The organism is Variovorax sp. UMC13 (assembly GCF_014170375.1).
In the GTDB taxonomy this organism is placed as follows: domain Bacteria; phylum Pseudomonadota; class Gammaproteobacteria; order Burkholderiales; family Burkholderiaceae_C; genus Variovorax.
This window is the reverse complement of sequence record NZ_LZZW01000007.1, coordinates 60,786-76,892: the sequence shown is the minus strand read 5'-3', so window position 1 is coordinate 76,892 and position 16,107 is coordinate 60,786. Positions and strand designations below refer to the sequence as shown.

The following is a 16,107-nucleotide window of genomic DNA, read 5'->3' as shown; positions in this document are numbered from 1 at the left end:
CTCAGAGCGCCTTGCCCAGGCGCGCGATGCCTTCCTCGATCTTCTCGAGGTTGGCGGTGGCGAAGCTCAGGCGCAGGGTCGCAAGGTCGGGCTTCTCGGCGAAGAAGGGCGCGCCGGGCACGAAGGCCACGAGTTGCTCGATCGCCTTCTTGGCCAGCACGTTGGCATCGGCCAGCTTGCCATTCGCGCCCGTGAGCCGGGCCCAGAAGAACAGGCCGCCACCGGGCTGCGTGAACTCGATCGCATCGCCCAGTTCGCGCTGGAGGGCCGCGCCCATGGTCCGGGCGCGCTCGCCGTAGACCTTGCGCACGTTGGCCAGCGTGTCGGGCATGCGGCCACTCTTGAGGTACTGCGCGGCCGTGGCCTGCGCGAAGGTGCTGGTGTGGGCGTCGCTGAACTGCTTGCACATCGTGGCCTTGGTCAGCAGCTCGGCCGGCGCGATCATCCAGCCGATGCGCAGGCCCGGGCTCAGCACCTTGCTCAGGCTGCCGCAATAGGCCACCAGCTCGCGGCTGCCGGGCACGTCCTTGCTCAAGGCCATGATCGACGGCGGCGGTGCCTCGCCGAAATACAGGTCGCCGTAGGGGTCGTCCTCCACCACCAGCGTCTGGTACTTGACCGCCAGCTCCAGCACCTTCTTGCGGCGCTCCAGCGGCAGCGTCGCGCCACTGGGGTTGCCGAAGGTGGGGATCAGGTAGACGAACTTGGGCTGGTGCTCGGCGATGAGCTTCTCCAGCTCGTCGGTCTTCACGCCGTGGGCGTCGATCGGGGCGCTGATGACCTGCGCGCCGTAGAGGCGGAAGCACTGGATGGTCGCGAGGAAGGTCGGGCCTTCGACGATCACCTTGTCGCCGGGCGAGATCAGCGTCTTGCCCAGCAGGTCGAGCGCCTGCTGGCTGCCGGTGGTGACGATCAGGCCGTTGGGCGCCACGTCCACGCCCTTGCCCTGCATGAAGGCGCTCAGCTGCGTGCGCAGCGGCTCGTAGCCTTCGGTGGCGCCGTACTGCAGCGCCGCGCCCGGCTCCTCGCTCAGCGCCTTGGCGCTGGCCTCCTTGAGGCCCTCGACGTCGAACATTGCGCTGTCGGGGAAACCGCCCGCGAAGCTGATGATGCCGGGCGTGCCCAGCAGCTTGAAGAGTTCACGGATGGCGGAGGTTTCGACGTTGTCGAGGCGGGAGGAGAATTGCATGGAAGGGGCTCACTTTCTGGCCGCCATTGTCGAACGAACCGGGCCCGCGCGGGAAGCCTGGTTACTACCCAAAGATAGTGAATTGACTTTACTATTTACAGGTAGTAATCTCCAATTACCACTTCAAAGTAGTAACCATGCCCTACCCCCTCGAAACCAGCCAGCAGCTCAGCGCCGTGCTGCGCGCGCTGCGCCAGTCGCGCCAGCTCACGCAGGCCGAGCTGGGCGAGCAGCTGGGCGTGAACCAGAAGCGCATCGCGCGCATCGAGGCCGCGCCCGGCGTCACCAGCTTCGACCAGATCTCGCGCCTGGTGGCGCTGATGGGCCACCGGCTGGTGCTCGAAGAACTTCCCGCGGCCGAGCCCGCCCCCACAGCGGCGCCAAAGGCGCCAGGAGACAACCCATGGTGAGCCCCAAGAAACGCGGACGTGGCGCACGCCATCCGCATCCGCTGGTCGTCTGGACCAATGGCCAGACCGTCGGCGAATGGTCGGTGCGCGAAGGCGAGCACCGCTTCCAGTACGCCGAGGCCTGGCTCGCCTCGCCCGCGGCGCGCCGGCTCTCGCTGTCGCTGCCGATCACGCCCGGCAACCTGCCGGTGCGCGGGCCGGTGGTGCAGAACTACTTCGACAACCTGCTGCCCGACAACGACAGCATCCGCCGCCGGCTGCAGGGCAAGTTCGCCACCGCGAGCACCGAGGCCTTCGACCTGCTGACCGCCATCGGCCGCGAATGCGTGGGCGCGGTGCAGCTGCTGCCGCCGGGCGTGGCGCCCACGGGCTTCGACCGCATCGAGGCCGAGCCGCTGGACGACGCGGGCGTCGAGCAGGCGATCAACGCCTCGCTGGCCGCGGGTCGCGTGCTGGGCCAGCGCGACGACGAGGCCTTCCGCATCTCGATCGCGGGCGCGCAGGAGAAGACCGCGCTGCTGCGCCGCGGCGAGGCCTGGTTCCGCCCGCTGGGCGCCACGCCGACCACCCACATCCTCAAGCTGCCGCTGGGCCTGGTCGGCAACATGCAGGCCGACATGCACGGCTCGGTCGAAAACGAATGGCTCTGCGCGCGCATCATGGCCGCCTTCGGCCTGCCGACCGCGCACTGCGACATCGCGACCTTCGGCCAGCGCAAGGCGCTGCTGGTGCGGCGCTTCGACCGCGCGCTGCAGAACGCCGGCAGCGACGCCGAATGGATCGCGCGGCTGCCGCAGGAGGACTTCTGCCAGGCGCTGGGCGTGCCGGGCGCGCAGAAGTACGAGGCCGACGGCGGTCCGGGCATGCGCGACATCCTGCGCGTGCTCGACGCCAGCGCCCATGCGGTCGAGGACAAGACGGCCTTCGTCAAGGCGCAGATGGTGTTCTGGCTGCTGGCCGCGACCGACGGCCATGCGAAGAACTTCTCGATCTTCCTCGAGCGCGGCGACGGCTACCGGCTCGCGCCCTTCTACGACGTGCTGTCGGCCTGGCCGATCATCGGCAACGGCGCGAACCAGCTCGCGCGCCAGAAGGCCAGGCTCGCGATGGCGCTGCGGGCCAAGAGCGCGCACTGGGGCCTGGCCGACATCCAGGCGCGGCACTGGGACGGCGTGGCCAGGCTGGCCGGCCTGGGCGATGCGCGCGCGCTGTGCGAAGAGCTGCTCGCGCAGCTGCCCGAGGTGCTGCGCACGGTCGAATCGGAACTGCCGAAGGACTTTCCCGCCGCGCTCGCAGAGGCCATCTTCGACGGCATGAAGAGCACCGCGCAACGCCTGCATGACACCGACACGGCCGACTGAGCACGCCATGAAAAAAGAGAACATCGCCCCCTTCTTCGCCACGCTGCAGGCGGTCAACCCCGAGCCCGAGACCGAGCTCGAATACAGCACGCCCTTCGAGCTGCTGGCGGCCGTGCTGCTGTCGGCCCAGGCCACCGACGTGGGCGTGAACAAGGCCACGCGCCGGCTCTATCCGGTGGCCAACACGCCGCAGGCCATCCTCGACCTGGGTGTCGAAGGGCTCGAGGGCTACATCAAGACCATCGGCCTGTACCGCAGCAAGGCCAGGCATCTGATCGAGGCCTGCCGCATGCTGGTCGAGCTGCACGGCGGCGAGGTGCCGCGCACCCGTGCCGAGCTCGAGGCGCTGCCGGGCGTGGGACGCAAGACGGCCAACGTGGTGCTCAACGTGGCCTTCGGCGAGCCCACCATCGCGGTCGACACCCACATCTTCCGGCTCGGCAACCGCACCGGCCTGGCGCCGGGCAAGACGCCGCTCGAGGTCGAGCTCAAGCTGGAAAAGCGCATCCCGCCCGAGTACCGGCTGCATGCGCACCACTGGCTGATCCTGCACGGGCGCTACGTGTGCATCGCGCGCAAGCCGCGCTGCTGGGAATGCGCGGTCGCGCGCTACTGCGACTTCAAACCCAAGACACCGGCGCCGAAAAAGTAACCACCCCCGAAGCGCCTTCGGCGCTTCCCCCTCAAGGGGGCGATACCAGCGGCCCGGCGAAGCCGGTTCCGCGGTATCCCTGGCATGGCGTTGCACCCATCTCGTGCGTCATGGGTCACGCGACAGCGTGCTGGAAAACCGAGATCACAAGGCTTCGGCCTGCGTGTCCGCGGCCAGCCGCTGCGCGGGCTTGCGCCCGAACAGCCAGAACATCGCGGGCGTGAGGAAGGTGTCGAGCAAGGTCGCACCGACCAGCCCCGAGAAGATCACCACCGCCACCGGATGCAGCACCTCGGTGCCCGGGCGCTCGGCCTCGAACAGCAGCGGCGCGAGCGCGAAGGCCGTGACCAGCGCGGTCATCAGCACCGGCGCCAGCCGCTCGAGCGAACCGCGCACGATCATCGCGGGGCCGAAGACCTCGCCCTCGAAGCGCATCAGGTTCACGTAGTGGCTCACCTTGAGGATGCCGTTGCGCACCGAGATGCCCGCCAGCGTGATGAAGCCCACCAGCGCCGCCACCGACAGCGGCTGGCCCGACAGCCACAGCCCCACCACCGCGCCCACCAGGGCCAGCGGGATGTTGACCATGATCAGCGCGGCCAGCACGGCCGAGCGGTAGCGGCCGTAGAGCACCACGAACATCAGCGCCAGCGACACCATCGACAGCAGGCCGACGCGCCGTGACGCCTCTTCCTGCGCCTGGAACTGACCGCCCAGCGTGATGAAATAGCCCTCGGGCAGGCGCATCTGCGCCACCGCGGCGCGGATGTCCGCCACCACCTCCGACAGCGCGCGGCCCTGCGCATTGGCCGACAGCACGATGCGCCGGCGCCCATCGTCGCGGCTGATCTGGTTGGGCCCGTCGCCGTCCTCGATGGCCGCGATCTTCGACAGCGGGATGCGCCCGCTGGGCGTCTCGATCAGGATGCGGCCCAGGCCCTCGATCGAGCGCGCGTCCTCGGGCAGCCGCACCACCAGCGCGAAGCGGCGCCCGCCCTCGACGATCTGCGCCACCTTCTCGCCCTCGACCAGGTTCTGCAGCGCGGTCAGCACCTGCGGCACCGGCACGCCGTACTGCGCGGCCGCCGCATAGTCGATGCGCACCTTGATCTGCGGCGCCAGCACCTGCTTCTCGATCTCGAGGTCGGCCACGCCCGGAATGGCCGCGAGCCGCGCGCGCAGCGCATCGGCCTGGCCGCGCAGCACGTCGAGGTCTTCGCCGAAGACCTTGATCGCGATCTGCGATCGCACGCCCGAGAGCATGTGGTCGATGCGGTGCGAGATCGGCTGGCCGATCGACACCGCGGCCGGCAGGTTCGCCAGCCGCGCGCGGATGTCGGCCGCGATCTCGGCCATCGGCCGCTCCAGCTTGGCCGTCGGCAGCAGGCCCACGTCGAGCTCGCTCACATGCACGCCCTCGGCGTGTTCGTCGAGTTCGGCGCGCCCGCTGCGCCGGCCCACGTGCGTCACCTCGGGCACCTGGCCCACCAGCACCTCGGCCTGCCGCGCCAGCGCCGCGCTCTCGGCCAGCGTCACGCCCGGGTTGAGCCGCAGGCCGACCAGGAAGGTGCCTTCGTTGAAGGGCGGCAGGAAGGTGGTCGGGAAGAAAGGCACGGCCGCGCCGGCCGCCAGCACGGCCAGCGCCGCGCCCGACAGCAGCGCCTTGGGCCGGGCCAGTGCGCGCTCGAGTCCGCCGCGGTAGCGTGCCTTGAGCCAGGCCAGCACGCGCGTGTCGCCATGGTCCAGTGTCTTCATGCGCGGCAGCAGCCACGAACTGAGCACCGGCGTGACCGTGACCGAGACCAACAGCGAGGCCAGCGTCGACACGATGAAGGCGATGCCCAGCGGGATGAAGAGCTTGCCCTCCAGCCCCGGCAGCGCGAACAGCGGCACGAACACCAGCACGATGATCACGGTGGCGTAGAGGATGCCCGAGCGTACCTCCATCGAGGCCTTGGCCACCAGGGCCAGCAGGCCCATGCGCTCGGCTTCGGGCTTGCGCCGGTCTTCCTTGAGGCGCCGCAGGATGTTCTCGACGTCGACCACCGCATCGTCGACCAGCCCGCCGATCGCGATCGCCAGCCCGCCCAGGGTCATGGTGTTGATCGACAGCCCGAAGTAACGGAACACCAGCGCGGTGACCAGGATCGACACCGGGATGGCGGTGAGCGCGATCACCGTCGGCCGCAGGCTGCCGAGGAAGAAGAACAGGATCGCCGCGACGAAGACCGAGGCGCCGATCAGCTTGCCCTGCAGGGTGGAGATCGAGGCCTCGATGAAGGTGGCCTGGCGGAAGGTCACCTGCGGCGCCTCCATGCCCGCGGGCAGCGAGGTCTTGAGGCCGGCCAGGGCCTCCTCGATGGCGCGCGTGAGGCCGATGGTGTCGGCCGTCGGCTGTTTCTGGATGCCCAGGATCACGGCCGGCTTGCCTTCGAAGCCCGCGTCGCCGCGCCTGATGGCCGCGGCGAAGCTCACCTCGGCGACCTGGCGCAGCAACACCGGGCGGCCGTCGCGCGCGGTGAGCGCGAGGCTGCGCAGGTCGTCGAGCTTGGCGCTGCGGCCCAGGTGCCGGATCAGGTACTCGCGGCCGTTGAGTTCGAGAAAGCCGCCCGAGGTGTTGGCCGAGTAGCCGCGCAGCGCCTCTTCCAGCTGCGCATGCGTGATGCCGAGCTCGCGCATGCGCACGGTGTCGGGCTGCACCTGGAACTGCCGCACCTCGCCGCCGATCGGGATCACCTGCGCCACGCCCTGCACCGCGAGCAGACGCGGTCGCAGCACCCAGTCGGCGTATTCACGCACCGCCATCGGCGAAATCTTCGCCGTGTCGACCGGAATCGCGATCTGCATGATCTCGCCCATGATCGAACTGATCGGTCCCATGCGCGGCACCACGCCGGTGGGCAGCCCCTCCTCCATCGACGACAGCCGTTCCGACACCAACTGCCGCGCGCGGAAGATGTCGGTGCCCCAGTCGAAGGTCACGTAGAGGAAGGACAGCCCGGCCGACGAGACCGAGCGCACCGACTCCACGCCCGGCAGGCCGTTCATGGTCGTCTCCAGGGGGAAGGTGATCAGCTGCTCCACCTCCTCCGCCGCCATGCCGCCGGCCTCGGTCATCAGGGTCACGGTCGGCTTGTTGAGGTCGGGGAACACGTCCACCGGCGTGCGCGACAGCGTGAACGCGCCATAGCCCATCAGCACCACGCTGACGATCAGAACCAGCAGCCTGTTGCGCAGGCTGTTCTCGAGTAGCCACTTGAACATCGGTGGCCTCTCAGCGGATCTGGTTGAGCAGGGTCGCACCCTGCGTGACCACATGCTCGCCCGCATGCAGGCCCGAGGTCACGGCCACGCTGGCGCCGTCGAGCGCCTCGTGCAGCACCACGCGCGGCACGAATCGCTCGGGCGCGGTCTTGACCCAGACGATGGTCTCGTTGGCCGCGTTCTTCATCAGCGATGCGGCCGGCACAGCCGCGCCGTGTACCCGCTCGCGCGTCTGCACCACGACCTTGACCGGCTGGCCGATGGACAAGGCGGAGAAAGCCGCGCCCTGGGCCGCGAAGCTCAGCGGCAGCGCCTGGTCGCGCAGCGCGCGCGAGGCACCGACGAAGCGCAGCGGCAGCCGTTCCTTGCCCTGCGCCACGAAGGCGCTCTCGATCCGCGCGGGCAGCGCGCCGTCGAAGGCCAGCGCCTCGACGCGCAGCCGCAGCGGATCGACGATCTCGAACACCAGTTCGCGTGCATCGACCACCTGGCCCAGCACCGCGTTCACCGAGGCCACCACGCCGGTGACCGGCGCGACCAGCGCATCGCGCGTGTCGAGGCCGGCACCGAGCGCGGCGACGCGCGCATCCAGCGAGGCGACCTCGCTCTCGACCGCCTCGATGTCCTTGCGCGGCACCGTGTCGGCCAGCTCGCGCAAGCGCGCCAGGCGCTTGTGGGCCAGCGCGCGGCTGGCGCGCAGCTCGGCCACCTGCGACAGCTGGTTCGAGCGCTCCAGCGCATCGCTCGACGGCACGACGATGGCCAGCACCTCGCCCTTCTTCACCGCCTGGCCGGGTGCGGGCAGCCCGCGCGGCCCGGCTTCGATCCGGCCCGCGCGCAGCGCCTGCACGCGGCCGCCCGCGTTGGGGTCCATCGCCACCGAGCCGTTGAGCTCGACGGTGCGCGGCAATTCGCCCTCGGCCAGCGCGAGCGTGCGCAGGCCGATCTGCCGCTGTGAGGGCTTGGGCAGGAACACGCTGCCGTCGGGCTTGCGTTGCGGCCCGTTCGGGTTGGCGGCGGCGGGTGCCTCGCCATGGTCGTGGCCGGCGTCGGCATGGGCCGGTGCGGCGGCGAGCAGCGAGAAGGCCAGCAGGCTGGCAGAGAGGATGGGACGACGCGCGTTCATGCGGCAGCTCCCGAACGCAGGGCGCGGCGCGTGCCGAAGGCGAGCAGCGCGAGCACGGCGGCGCCACCGGCGCCCCACAAGAGCAGCGTCTTCGTGCTGCGCTCGCCATGCGTCGCCTCGGCGTGCGCGTGCGCTTCGGCTTCCAAGGTGCCGTCGAGCTGCGCCGACGCGGCAGACGTCACGACCTTCACGCGCACGGGCACCGGCCCGTGGTCCGGCGTCGCATCGAGCGTGACTTCGAATTCGCCTGCGCCATGCGCGCTGGCCGGCAGCATGCGACCGCCGACCGCGACTTCCAGCGTCGCGCCTTCGACCGGCCGGTTGTCGACCGCATGGTCGAGGTAGAGCGTGAGCAGCTTGCCGCTGAGCACGCCGACCAGCTCGAAGCCGGCCGAGGTGGCGGTGAAGCGGCCGGGCGTGGCGTCGGCGGCGGCCGTGGCCGGCGCGGGCGCTTCGTCGTGGTCGTGGCCTTCATGGGCCAGGCTCAACGCGGGCAGGGAGAACAGGAAAGCGAGCGCGAGGCGCAGGCCCCGGCGCAGGAAAAAGCGATTCATGAGGATGTCCAGCAGATGCATGGGAAAGAAAGGGAAGGAAAGGCGGGTCATTCGGGCAGCAGGCCCAGGGCCTGGCGCCATTGCGAGACGGCCAGGGCCAGCGCGACTTCGGCTGCGGCGCTCTGCTGCTCGGCCTCGAAGACCTCGAGCGCCACGCGCAGCCGGTTGGGCAGGTCGGTCTCGCCCAGCCGGAAGGACTTCTCGTAGAAGCCCAGCGTCTCGCGCGACAGCACGGCGCGCCGCTCGGCCGCATCGCGCGCGCGCCGCGCCGACGCCACCTGCTGCTGCGCCGACGCGATCTCGTCCGCCACGCGTTCGCGCTCCAGCGCGAGCTGGATCTCGGCCTCGGTCTGCTCGGCCGATGCGGCACCGAGCCGCGCCGCGTTCCGGTCGGAGGAGCCGAAAGGAATGCGCAGGCCCACGGTCAGCGACTGGCCATAGGCCTCGCCGGTGCCGCCGCGTTCGCGCGCGGTGGCGAGCGTGAGCTCGGGGTTGGCGCGCGTCTGCACGCCCGCCAGCTCGCGCGTGCGCCGCGCGACCTCGGCCTTGGCCGCGAGTTCGCGCAGCAGCGGATGCGCGGCCAGCGCCGCTTCGGTGTCGCGCTGCGGCAGGGGCTCGGGTGCCGCCGAGAGCGGGGGCACGGCGGCGCCGGTCAGCGCGCGCAGCGCCTGCGCGGCCCGTGTGCGCGCCGCCTGCGCCTGCGCCATCTCGGCTTCGGCGGTGGCGCGCAGGCCGTCGGCCTGGTGCTGGTCGGCCCGGGCCAGATCACCGGCCCGCACGCGCTTCGCCACGTCCTCTGCCAGCTGGGCGGCCTGGGTGGCGCGCGCCTGCACCACGCGCAGCGCCTGGTCGGCCGCCTGCACGGCCCACCAGGCCTCGCGCACCGCGGCGACCGCGCGCCATTGCGCGGCGTCGAGCCGGCTGTCGAGCGCGCGCTGCTCGGACTCGGCCAGGGCCCGCGTGCGCTCGCGTTCGCCCGGCAGCCACAGCGGCGCGGCGATGCCGGCCACGAGTTCGCGTTCACCGCGGTTCGACTGCGCGCGATCGGACTTGTAGGAAAGCTCGAGCGACGCCGGCTCGGGCGTCCAGTGGCCGGCCGCGCGCAATTGCGCCTGCGCGGCCTGCCGCCGCTCGGGCGCGGCGACGGTCTCGGGCAGGCGGGCCAGCGCGGCATCGACCGCCTGGCGCAGGCTGAGCGGCGGCGGCTCGGTCGTGGCGGCCAGCGCCGGCAGGGAAAAGACAAAGGAAAGGGCAAGGGCCGGCCAGCGGCGCCTCGCACCGCGGACGGTCCAGGGCGTGGAATTCATGATCAACCTCGTTGGCTGCGGGCAGGCGCCCGCGAATCGAAACCAAGCGACGAGGTGCCGCGCGCTGCCTGGGCAGCACGCGATGGATGGCTATCCGCCTCGCCGCGAACTCAGGCGAGGTGGGAAGTGGGTGGGCGCAGGGGGTGATCCGGCACGCGGTCCGGCACGTAGGGCTGTTCGCCGATGCGGACCGCTTCGCCCGCCAGCGTGGCGGAGCGCCAGCTGCCGATGCTCAGGGCCGCGGGCGTGCCGTGGCAGGTGGCGCAGTCGGGGTGGTAGCCGGCCTGTGCGGCGTCGGCATCCGATGCGGCCGGGTCGGCCTGGTCCGCCGCGGTGTGGCGGTGTTCATGGTGGCCGAGGTGCCGCACGTCGCTCCCGCGTTCGTGCGCGCAGACCGTGCCCGCCGCCACCCAGAGGGACTGGAGCGAGAGGACACACATCACGAACAGGAGCACGGCACGGCGCATGGCGGCGGAGTCTATCGAAGGCGCAATGGCCCCTGCCCTTGTGGGCCTGCATCGTCAGCCTCCGGCGCTGCGTCGGGCACCTCGATGCACTGCCAGCTGCCCAACACGATCTCCCGCGTCGGCCAGTCCGCCGCCCGCTCGGCCACGCGCACGCCTTGCTGCAACAGCCACACCGCGCGGATCACGCCCGCGTGCGTGACCCACAGCGCATCGCGTTTCGAGCGCCGCCAGTCGTCCCAGGCCGCGCCCACGCGCTGCATGAACTGGCGCGTGCTCTCGCCGCTGCCCCCCGCGCGCGCGTCGGCGAAATCGTGCATCCAGGCATCGATGTCGGCGCGCGCAATGGCGCTCCAGGGCCGCGCCTCCCAGGCGCCGAAACTCATCTCGGCCAGGCGCAGGTCGGTCTCGAAGCGGCCCTGTGCCGGGCGCAGCGCCTCGATCGCCGAGGCCAGCGCGCGGCAGCGCTGCAGGGGCGAACACTGCAGCGCCAGGCCATCCGGCAAGTGCGCGGCAACGGCTTGCGCGGCTGCCTGGGTCAGGTCGGCATGCGCCGCCAGATCGGTCGCGCCGTAGCAAAGGCCGGGTTCGGCCACCACCGGCGCATGGCGCAGCAGCCAGAGCTTCACAGCCGTGCCGCCAGCGCGAGGTAGATCGCGAGTTCGCCGAGCTGCTGGGTCGCGCCCAGGCCGTCGCCGGTGAAGCCGCCCAGGCGGCGGCGCAGCAGCCGGACCATGAACAGCGCGACCAGCGCGGCCGCGACCAGGGCTGCCGCGCCGTTGAGCCCGCCCACCACGCACAACAAGGCCGCGGCCGGCAGCGACCACAGCACCGCGATGCCCACCGACGCCCCGCTCACCGCATCGGCCAGCGGCTTGGCCTTGCCGCCCTCGCCGCCCACGTAGGGCGCCGCGCGCATCACGGCCAGGGGCGCGAGTCGCGACAGCACATGCGCAGCCAGCACCACGGCGCAGGCCGTGAGCGCGCCCTGCCCCGCCAGCGTGGCGAGCAGCGCGAACTTCAGGCCCAGCGCGAGCACCAGCGCGATCGCGCCGAAGGCACCGATGCGCGAGTCCTTCATGATCTCCAGCGCCCGCTCGCGCGAGGCCGAGCCGCCCAGGCCATCGACCACGTCGGCCAGGCCGTCTTCGTGGAAGGCGCCGGTCACCAGCACCGTGACGACGGTGCACAGCACCGCGGCCACCATCGGCGGCCACAGCGCGAGCCCGCCGGCCAGCGCCAGGGCGCCGATCAGCCCCACCACCCAGCCGACCGCCGGGAAATGCGCCGCGCTGGCGCGCAGCATCGCCGGGCTGTAGCCCACCCACTGCGCGAGCCGGCCGGTGACCGGGATGCGGGTGAAGAACTGCAGGGCCAGCAGGAAGTGGCGGACGCCGTTCACTTCATTGCCTTGAGACGCCGGCAGCTTCGAAGCTCGCCATCTCGCGCAGCACAAGGCAGGCGGATTCCAGCAGCGGCCAGGCCAGCGCCGCGCCCGAGCCTTCGCCCAACCGCAGGTCCAGATGCAGCAGCGGATCGAGCCCGAGGTGCGCGAGCAGCAAGGCATGGCCCGGCTCGGCCGACACATGCGCCGCCACGCAGCGCTGCACCACGTGCGGCCGCAGCGCCTGCGCCACCAGCACCGCGGCGCTGGCGATGAAGCCGTCGAGCACGATCACGCGGCGCTCCTCGGCCGCCTGCAGCACCGCGCCGACCAGGGTCGCGAGCTCGAAGCCGCCGAAGGCGGCCAGCGCGTCCAGCGGCGCGGTGGCCCCGGCATGCAGCGCCAGCACCTCGCGCAGCACCTGGGCCTTGCGCGCGCGGCCCTGGGCATCGAGGCCGGTGCCGGCGCCGGTGCAGGCCTCGATGTCGTGGCCGACCAGGCGCGCCAGCAGCAGGGCCGCGGTCGAGCTGTTGCCGATGCCCATCTCGCCCAGCAGCAGCGCGTTGCCCGGCATCTCGCGCACGATGGCCCGACCGTTGGCGATGGCCTCCGCGCACTGCGCGGCGCTCATGGCCGGGCCCGCCGACGCGTCGGCCGTGCCGGGCGCGATCTTGCGCAGCAGCAGTCCGTCACGCGGCGCGAAGTCGCGGCGCACGCCGCAGTCGACCACCGTCAGCGCCAGGCCATGCTGGCGCGCGAGCACGCTCACGGCCGCGCCGCCGGCCAGGAAGTTCTCGACCATCTGCCAGGTCACGTCGCTGGGATAGGCCGACACGCCACGCGCCGCGAGGCCGTGGTCAGCCGCGCAGACCAGCATCTGCGGCTGCGCCAGCACCGGCGCCTCGCGGCCCAGGATGGCGCCGATGCGCAGCGCCAGCGCCTCGAGCTTGCCCAGCGCGCCCAGCGGCTTGGTCTTGTTGTCGATCAGGTGCTGCAGGCGCGCGGCCAGCGACGCGTCGTGCAGGTCGGGAATCTCGGGAAGGGTCGTCATGGGCTCAATCGATCAGGGAAGACAGCACACCGGGCGCGAAATGCGCGTCGATGAAATCGGCGAGGCCGTCGAACACGGCGTCGAGCGTGGGGACGGTGGCGCCGAACAGCGCCTGCAGCGCCGCCGGGTCCTCGAACAGCCCGTGCAGGTACAGGCCCAGCACGTTGCCGGCCTCGTTCTGCCAGGCGAGGCCGTCGGGCATGGCGGCATGCGCATGCTCGCCGGCCGCGGCCATCGCGGGATGGGCCTCGGTCTGGCCGTGGTGGATCTCGTAGCCGCGCACGGCTACGCCCGAGAGCGCCGACCAGGCACCGGTCAGCGGTGCGAAGCGAGCTTCGCGCTGGCGCACCGTCTTGTCGGGCGCGAACACCGTGACCAGCGGCAGCAGCCCCAGGCCCGGCGCGTTGCCGTCGATGCCGTGCGGGTCGATCAGCGCCTCGCCCAGCATCTGCAGGCCGCCGCAGACGCCCAGCACGCGGCCGCCGCGCGCGGCATGCGCGGCCACGGCGCGGTCCAGCCCCTGCGCACGCAGCCAGGCCAGGTCGCCGCTGGTGTGCTTGGAGCCCGGCAGCACGATCCAGTCGACATCGGCCAGTTGCGACGGACTGCGCACCCAGCGCAGGCGCACGCCGGGCACGTTCTTGAGCGGCTGGAATTCGTCGAGGTTGCTCAGCCGCGGATAGGCGATGACCGCGACGGTGCAGGTCACCTCGCCGCTCGCGGTACTGCGGTCGTCGAACACGCCGTCTTCCTCGGGCAGGCCGTGCTGCCACCACATCGGCAAGGTGGCGACCGTGGGCACGCCGGTCAGCTGCTGCAGCGTCTCGGGGGCCGGGGACAGCAAGCTGGCGTCGCCTCGGAAGCGGTTGAGCACGAAGCCCGCGAGCAGGGCCCGGTCGGCCTCGGGCATCAGGGCCCAGGTGCCGTAGAGGTGGGCAAAGGCGCCGCCGCGGTCGATGTCGGTCACGAGCAGGCAGCGCGCCTGGGCATGGCGGGCCACGCGCAGGTTCACGATGTCGCTGCCCATGAGGTTGATCTCGGCCGGCGAGCCCGCGCCCTCGATCACCACCACGTCGTTCTCGGCCCGCAAGGCATCGAGCGATTGCGCGATCTGCGGCCAGACCCGTTCGCTGCGGCCGCGCCACGGCAGGCCGGTGAGTTCGGCGCTCACCTGCCCCAGCAGCACCACCTGGCTGTGGGTGTCGCGCTCGGGCTTGAGCAGCAAGGGATTCATGCGGACCTCGGGCATCGCGTTCGCGGCCAGGGCCTGGAAGTACTGGGCGCTGCCGATCTCGCCGCCCCGATTTTCCGCTGGGCCGCCCCAAGGAAAATCAGCCCCCTCGGGGGGCAGCGCAGTACGCGCAGCGACAAGCGTGGGGGCCACGACCCGGGCGTTGTTGCTCATGTTCTGGGCCTTGAAAGGCGCCACCTTGAGGCCCTGGCGCGCATACCAGCGGCACAGCGCCGTGGTGACCCAGCTCTTGCCTGCGCCGCTGGTGGTGCCGAGCACCATCACGCACTTTGCGCGCGCGTTCCCGCCCGTATCCCGTTGATTCATGCCCGCATTGTCGCGGAGGACGCCGCCGAGGCGCCGCCGCCTACAGCGGACAGGGCGTTCGGGTCACAGCGATCCGGCGCAGCGTGAGACGCATCGCGCGCGACCGCCCGGTAACTTTGGATGGATCACGACTTCGAGCCTTCTCATCGATGCCGATCCTCCGCGACATGGCGCTCACGATCCAGGAGCGCGCACCCGGCCAGTTCCACTGGGTGCTGCTCGAAGCCTTCGAGGGCCACCACTCCGACGCGCTGCACTACCGCCGCTGGCGGGTCGCGCCGGCGCCGCAGCGCAGCTACTCCAGCGCGTTGGCGCTGGGCGTGGCCGAACTCAAGCGCGTGGCCGATGCGGTGGACGCGAAGGGCTGAGCCTCGCCCCATCCCCCGCCCAAGGCGCGGATCAGGCCCACGGTCGCCTGGTACTGCGCGGCCTTGACCTGCAGCGCCTGCCGGCGGTTGCGCAGTTCGCTGCGGCGTGCGTCCAGCAGGTCGAGCTGGCTCACCAGCCCGTTGCGGTAGCGCGAGTCCGACAGCGAGGTCGCGCGCTGGGCCGAGGTCACGGCCCGGCCCTGCACCGTCGACTGCGCATCGAGCAGGCGCAGCGAGGCCAGCTGGTCCTCGACTTCGCGGAAGGCCGTCAGCACCTCGGTGCGGTAGCTCGCGAGCGCGCCGTCGAGCTGGGCCGAAGCGCTCTGCACGCCGGCCTCGCGCCGGCCGCCGTCGAGGATCGGCAGCGACAGCAGCGCGCCGATGCCCCACGAGCGGGCCGACCACTTGAACAGGTCGCCCAGGTCGGTCGAGGCATAGCCGCCGCCGCCGGTCAGCGCGATGTTCGGGAACCAGGCGTTCTGCGCCACGCCCACGCGGGCCTGCGCCGCCATCACGGTGCGCTGGGCCGCGGCCACGTCGGGCCGGCGTTCCAGCACGGTCGATGGCAGGCCGGCCGGAATGCTGGGCAGCGCGCTGGTCCAGGCGGCCGGCGGCAGGCTGAAGTCGGAGGCGACTTCGCCCAGCAGCACCGCCAGTGCATGCTCCGCCACCGCGCGTTGCCGGTCCAGCGCCAGCGCGTCGGATTCGGTCGATGCCAGTTCGGTCTGCACCCGGGCCACGTCAAGCTCGGCCAGGTCGCCGGCGCGTTCGCGGCGTTCGGTCAGGTCCAGCGTGCCGCGGTAGGCCTCGACGGTCTCGCGCACCAGCGTGCGTTCGTCGTCGATGGCGCGCAGCGCGAGGTAGCTCTGCGCCACCTCGGCCTGCACCAGCAGCTTGGCGCTCTGCAGCAGCGCCTCGCGCGATTGCGCATCGAGCGCGGCCGCATTGCTGGCGCCCGAGAGCTTGCCGAACAGGTCGAGCTCGTAGGACACGCTGGCGCCGGCGTTGAGCAGGGTCGACGGGCGGTTGCTCTGGTTGCGGTCCAGGCCCTGGCCGCGGCTCGCGCCGCCGTTCAGGCCGACCTGCACCGAGCGGTCGGCATCGACCGTGCGGGCCAAGGCGCGGGCCTCGGCCAGCCGGGCCGCGGCCTGCTGGATGCTGGTGTTGCGGGTCGCGGCGCGGTCGACCAGTTCGTCGAGCACCGGGTCGTTGAAGACCCGCCACCAGGCGCCATTGGCCTGGGCCGGCGCGCCGGTACGGGCGGTGGCAGCCTGTTCCTTGAACTGCACCGGTGCCACCGTGGACGGTGCCTGCACTGCGCTCGATGCGCAGCCGGCCAGCACCAGGGCCGCGACCAGCGGCAGCCAGGCGGCGCGCAGCGCCCCCGCTGCGAGAGAGATGGAGCTTGTCATGATGAAG

General features: G+C 71.7%; 15 protein-coding genes. 4 read left to right on the top strand and 11 right to left on the bottom strand.

From position 1 onward, the window contains the following. Position 1 precedes the first annotated feature (1 nt). A complete protein-coding gene (locus A9977_RS03900; RefSeq protein WP_183023573.1) occupies positions 2-1,189 on the bottom strand; it encodes a PLP-dependent aminotransferase family protein in 1,188 nt (395 codons plus the stop codon). A 137-nt stretch (positions 1,190-1,326) separates the two neighbouring features. Between A9977_RS03900 and A9977_RS03895 the strand changes: the two genes are divergently transcribed. From A9977_RS03895 to nth, 3 genes are read left to right on the top strand one after another with little or no spacing between them, the layout of a single operon-like run. Then, the gene (locus A9977_RS03895; RefSeq protein ID WP_183023572.1) at positions 1,327-1,599 is read left to right on the top strand and encodes a helix-turn-helix domain-containing protein; all 273 of its coding nucleotides are present in this window, start codon (positions 1,327-1,329) and stop codon (positions 1,597-1,599) included. Continuing rightward, positions 1,593-2,960: a type II toxin-antitoxin system HipA family toxin gene (locus A9977_RS03890; RefSeq protein ID WP_183023571.1), complete on the top strand. Its 1,368-nt coding sequence runs from the start codon at positions 1,593-1,595 to the stop codon at positions 2,958-2,960. The genes A9977_RS03895 and A9977_RS03890 overlap by 7 nt, the downstream gene beginning before the upstream one ends. A gap of 7 nt (positions 2,961-2,967) precedes the next feature. Continuing rightward, positions 2,968-3,612: an endonuclease III gene (gene nth, locus A9977_RS03885; protein WP_183023570.1), complete on the top strand. Its 645-nt coding sequence runs from the start codon at positions 2,968-2,970 to the stop codon at positions 3,610-3,612. Positions 3,613-3,756: 144 nt separating this feature from the next. Here the strand turns inward: nth and A9977_RS03880 are convergent, their stop codons facing one another. The 9 genes from A9977_RS03880 to A9977_RS03840 all read right to left on the bottom strand — a co-directional run bounded on the left by A9977_RS03880 (position 3,757) and on the right by A9977_RS03840 (position 14,320). Next, positions 3,757-6,876: an efflux RND transporter permease subunit gene (locus A9977_RS03880; protein WP_183023569.1), complete on the bottom strand. Its 3,120-nt coding sequence runs from the start codon at positions 6,874-6,876 to the stop codon at positions 3,757-3,759. 10 nt (positions 6,877-6,886) lie between these two features. Next, a complete protein-coding gene (locus A9977_RS03875) occupies positions 6,887-8,002 on the bottom strand; it encodes an efflux RND transporter periplasmic adaptor subunit (RefSeq protein ID WP_183023568.1) in 1,116 nt (371 codons plus the stop codon). After that, a complete protein-coding gene (locus A9977_RS03870) occupies positions 7,999-8,556 on the bottom strand; it encodes a hypothetical protein (RefSeq protein WP_183023567.1) in 558 nt (185 codons plus the stop codon). The genes A9977_RS03875 and A9977_RS03870 overlap by 4 nt, the downstream gene beginning before the upstream one ends. Positions 8,557-8,603: 47 nt before the next feature. After that, positions 8,604-9,863 (bottom strand): TolC family protein, encoded by a 1,260-nt coding sequence (locus tag A9977_RS03865; protein WP_183023566.1) that lies wholly within the window; start codon positions 9,861-9,863, stop codon positions 8,604-8,606. Positions 9,864-9,973: 110 nt separating this feature from the next. Next, positions 9,974-10,330, bottom strand: coding sequence for a hypothetical protein (locus A9977_RS03860; RefSeq protein ID WP_183023565.1), 357 nt, complete (start codon positions 10,328-10,330; stop codon positions 9,974-9,976). Positions 10,331-10,341: 11 nt separating this feature from the next. Then, positions 10,342-10,956 carry a histidine phosphatase family protein gene (locus A9977_RS03855; RefSeq protein WP_183023564.1) on the bottom strand — a complete coding sequence of 205 codons (615 nt, stop codon included), beginning with the start codon at positions 10,954-10,956 and terminating at the stop codon, positions 10,342-10,344. Beyond that, complete coding sequence (gene cobS / locus A9977_RS03850) at positions 10,953-11,729, bottom strand: adenosylcobinamide-GDP ribazoletransferase (RefSeq protein WP_183023563.1); 777 nt, start codon at positions 11,727-11,729, stop codon at positions 10,953-10,955. Before cobS ends, A9977_RS03855 begins: the two co-directional genes overlap by 4 nt. A gap of 1 nt (position 11,730) precedes the next feature. Then, a complete protein-coding gene (gene cobT / locus A9977_RS03845; RefSeq protein WP_183023562.1) occupies positions 11,731-12,762 on the bottom strand; it encodes a nicotinate-nucleotide--dimethylbenzimidazole phosphoribosyltransferase in 1,032 nt (343 codons plus the stop codon). A 4-nt stretch (positions 12,763-12,766) separates the two neighbouring features. Continuing rightward, entirely contained in the window at positions 12,767-14,320 is a 1,554-nt protein-coding gene (locus tag A9977_RS03840; protein WP_259651804.1) for a cobyric acid synthase, read from the bottom strand. A 149-nt stretch (positions 14,321-14,469) separates the two neighbouring features. On the opposite strand from A9977_RS03840, the gene A9977_RS03835 reads away from it, so the two are divergent. Next, positions 14,470-14,688, top strand: coding sequence for a hypothetical protein (locus A9977_RS03835; RefSeq protein ID WP_183023561.1), 219 nt, complete (start codon positions 14,470-14,472; stop codon positions 14,686-14,688). Here A9977_RS03835 and A9977_RS03830 read toward each other — a convergent pair. Beyond that, complete coding sequence (locus tag A9977_RS03830; RefSeq protein WP_183023560.1) at positions 14,616-16,100, bottom strand: efflux transporter outer membrane subunit; 1,485 nt, start codon at positions 16,098-16,100, stop codon at positions 14,616-14,618. The two genes, A9977_RS03835 and A9977_RS03830, sit on opposite strands and share 73 nt — an antisense overlap. Positions 16,101-16,107: the final 7 nt, after the last annotated feature.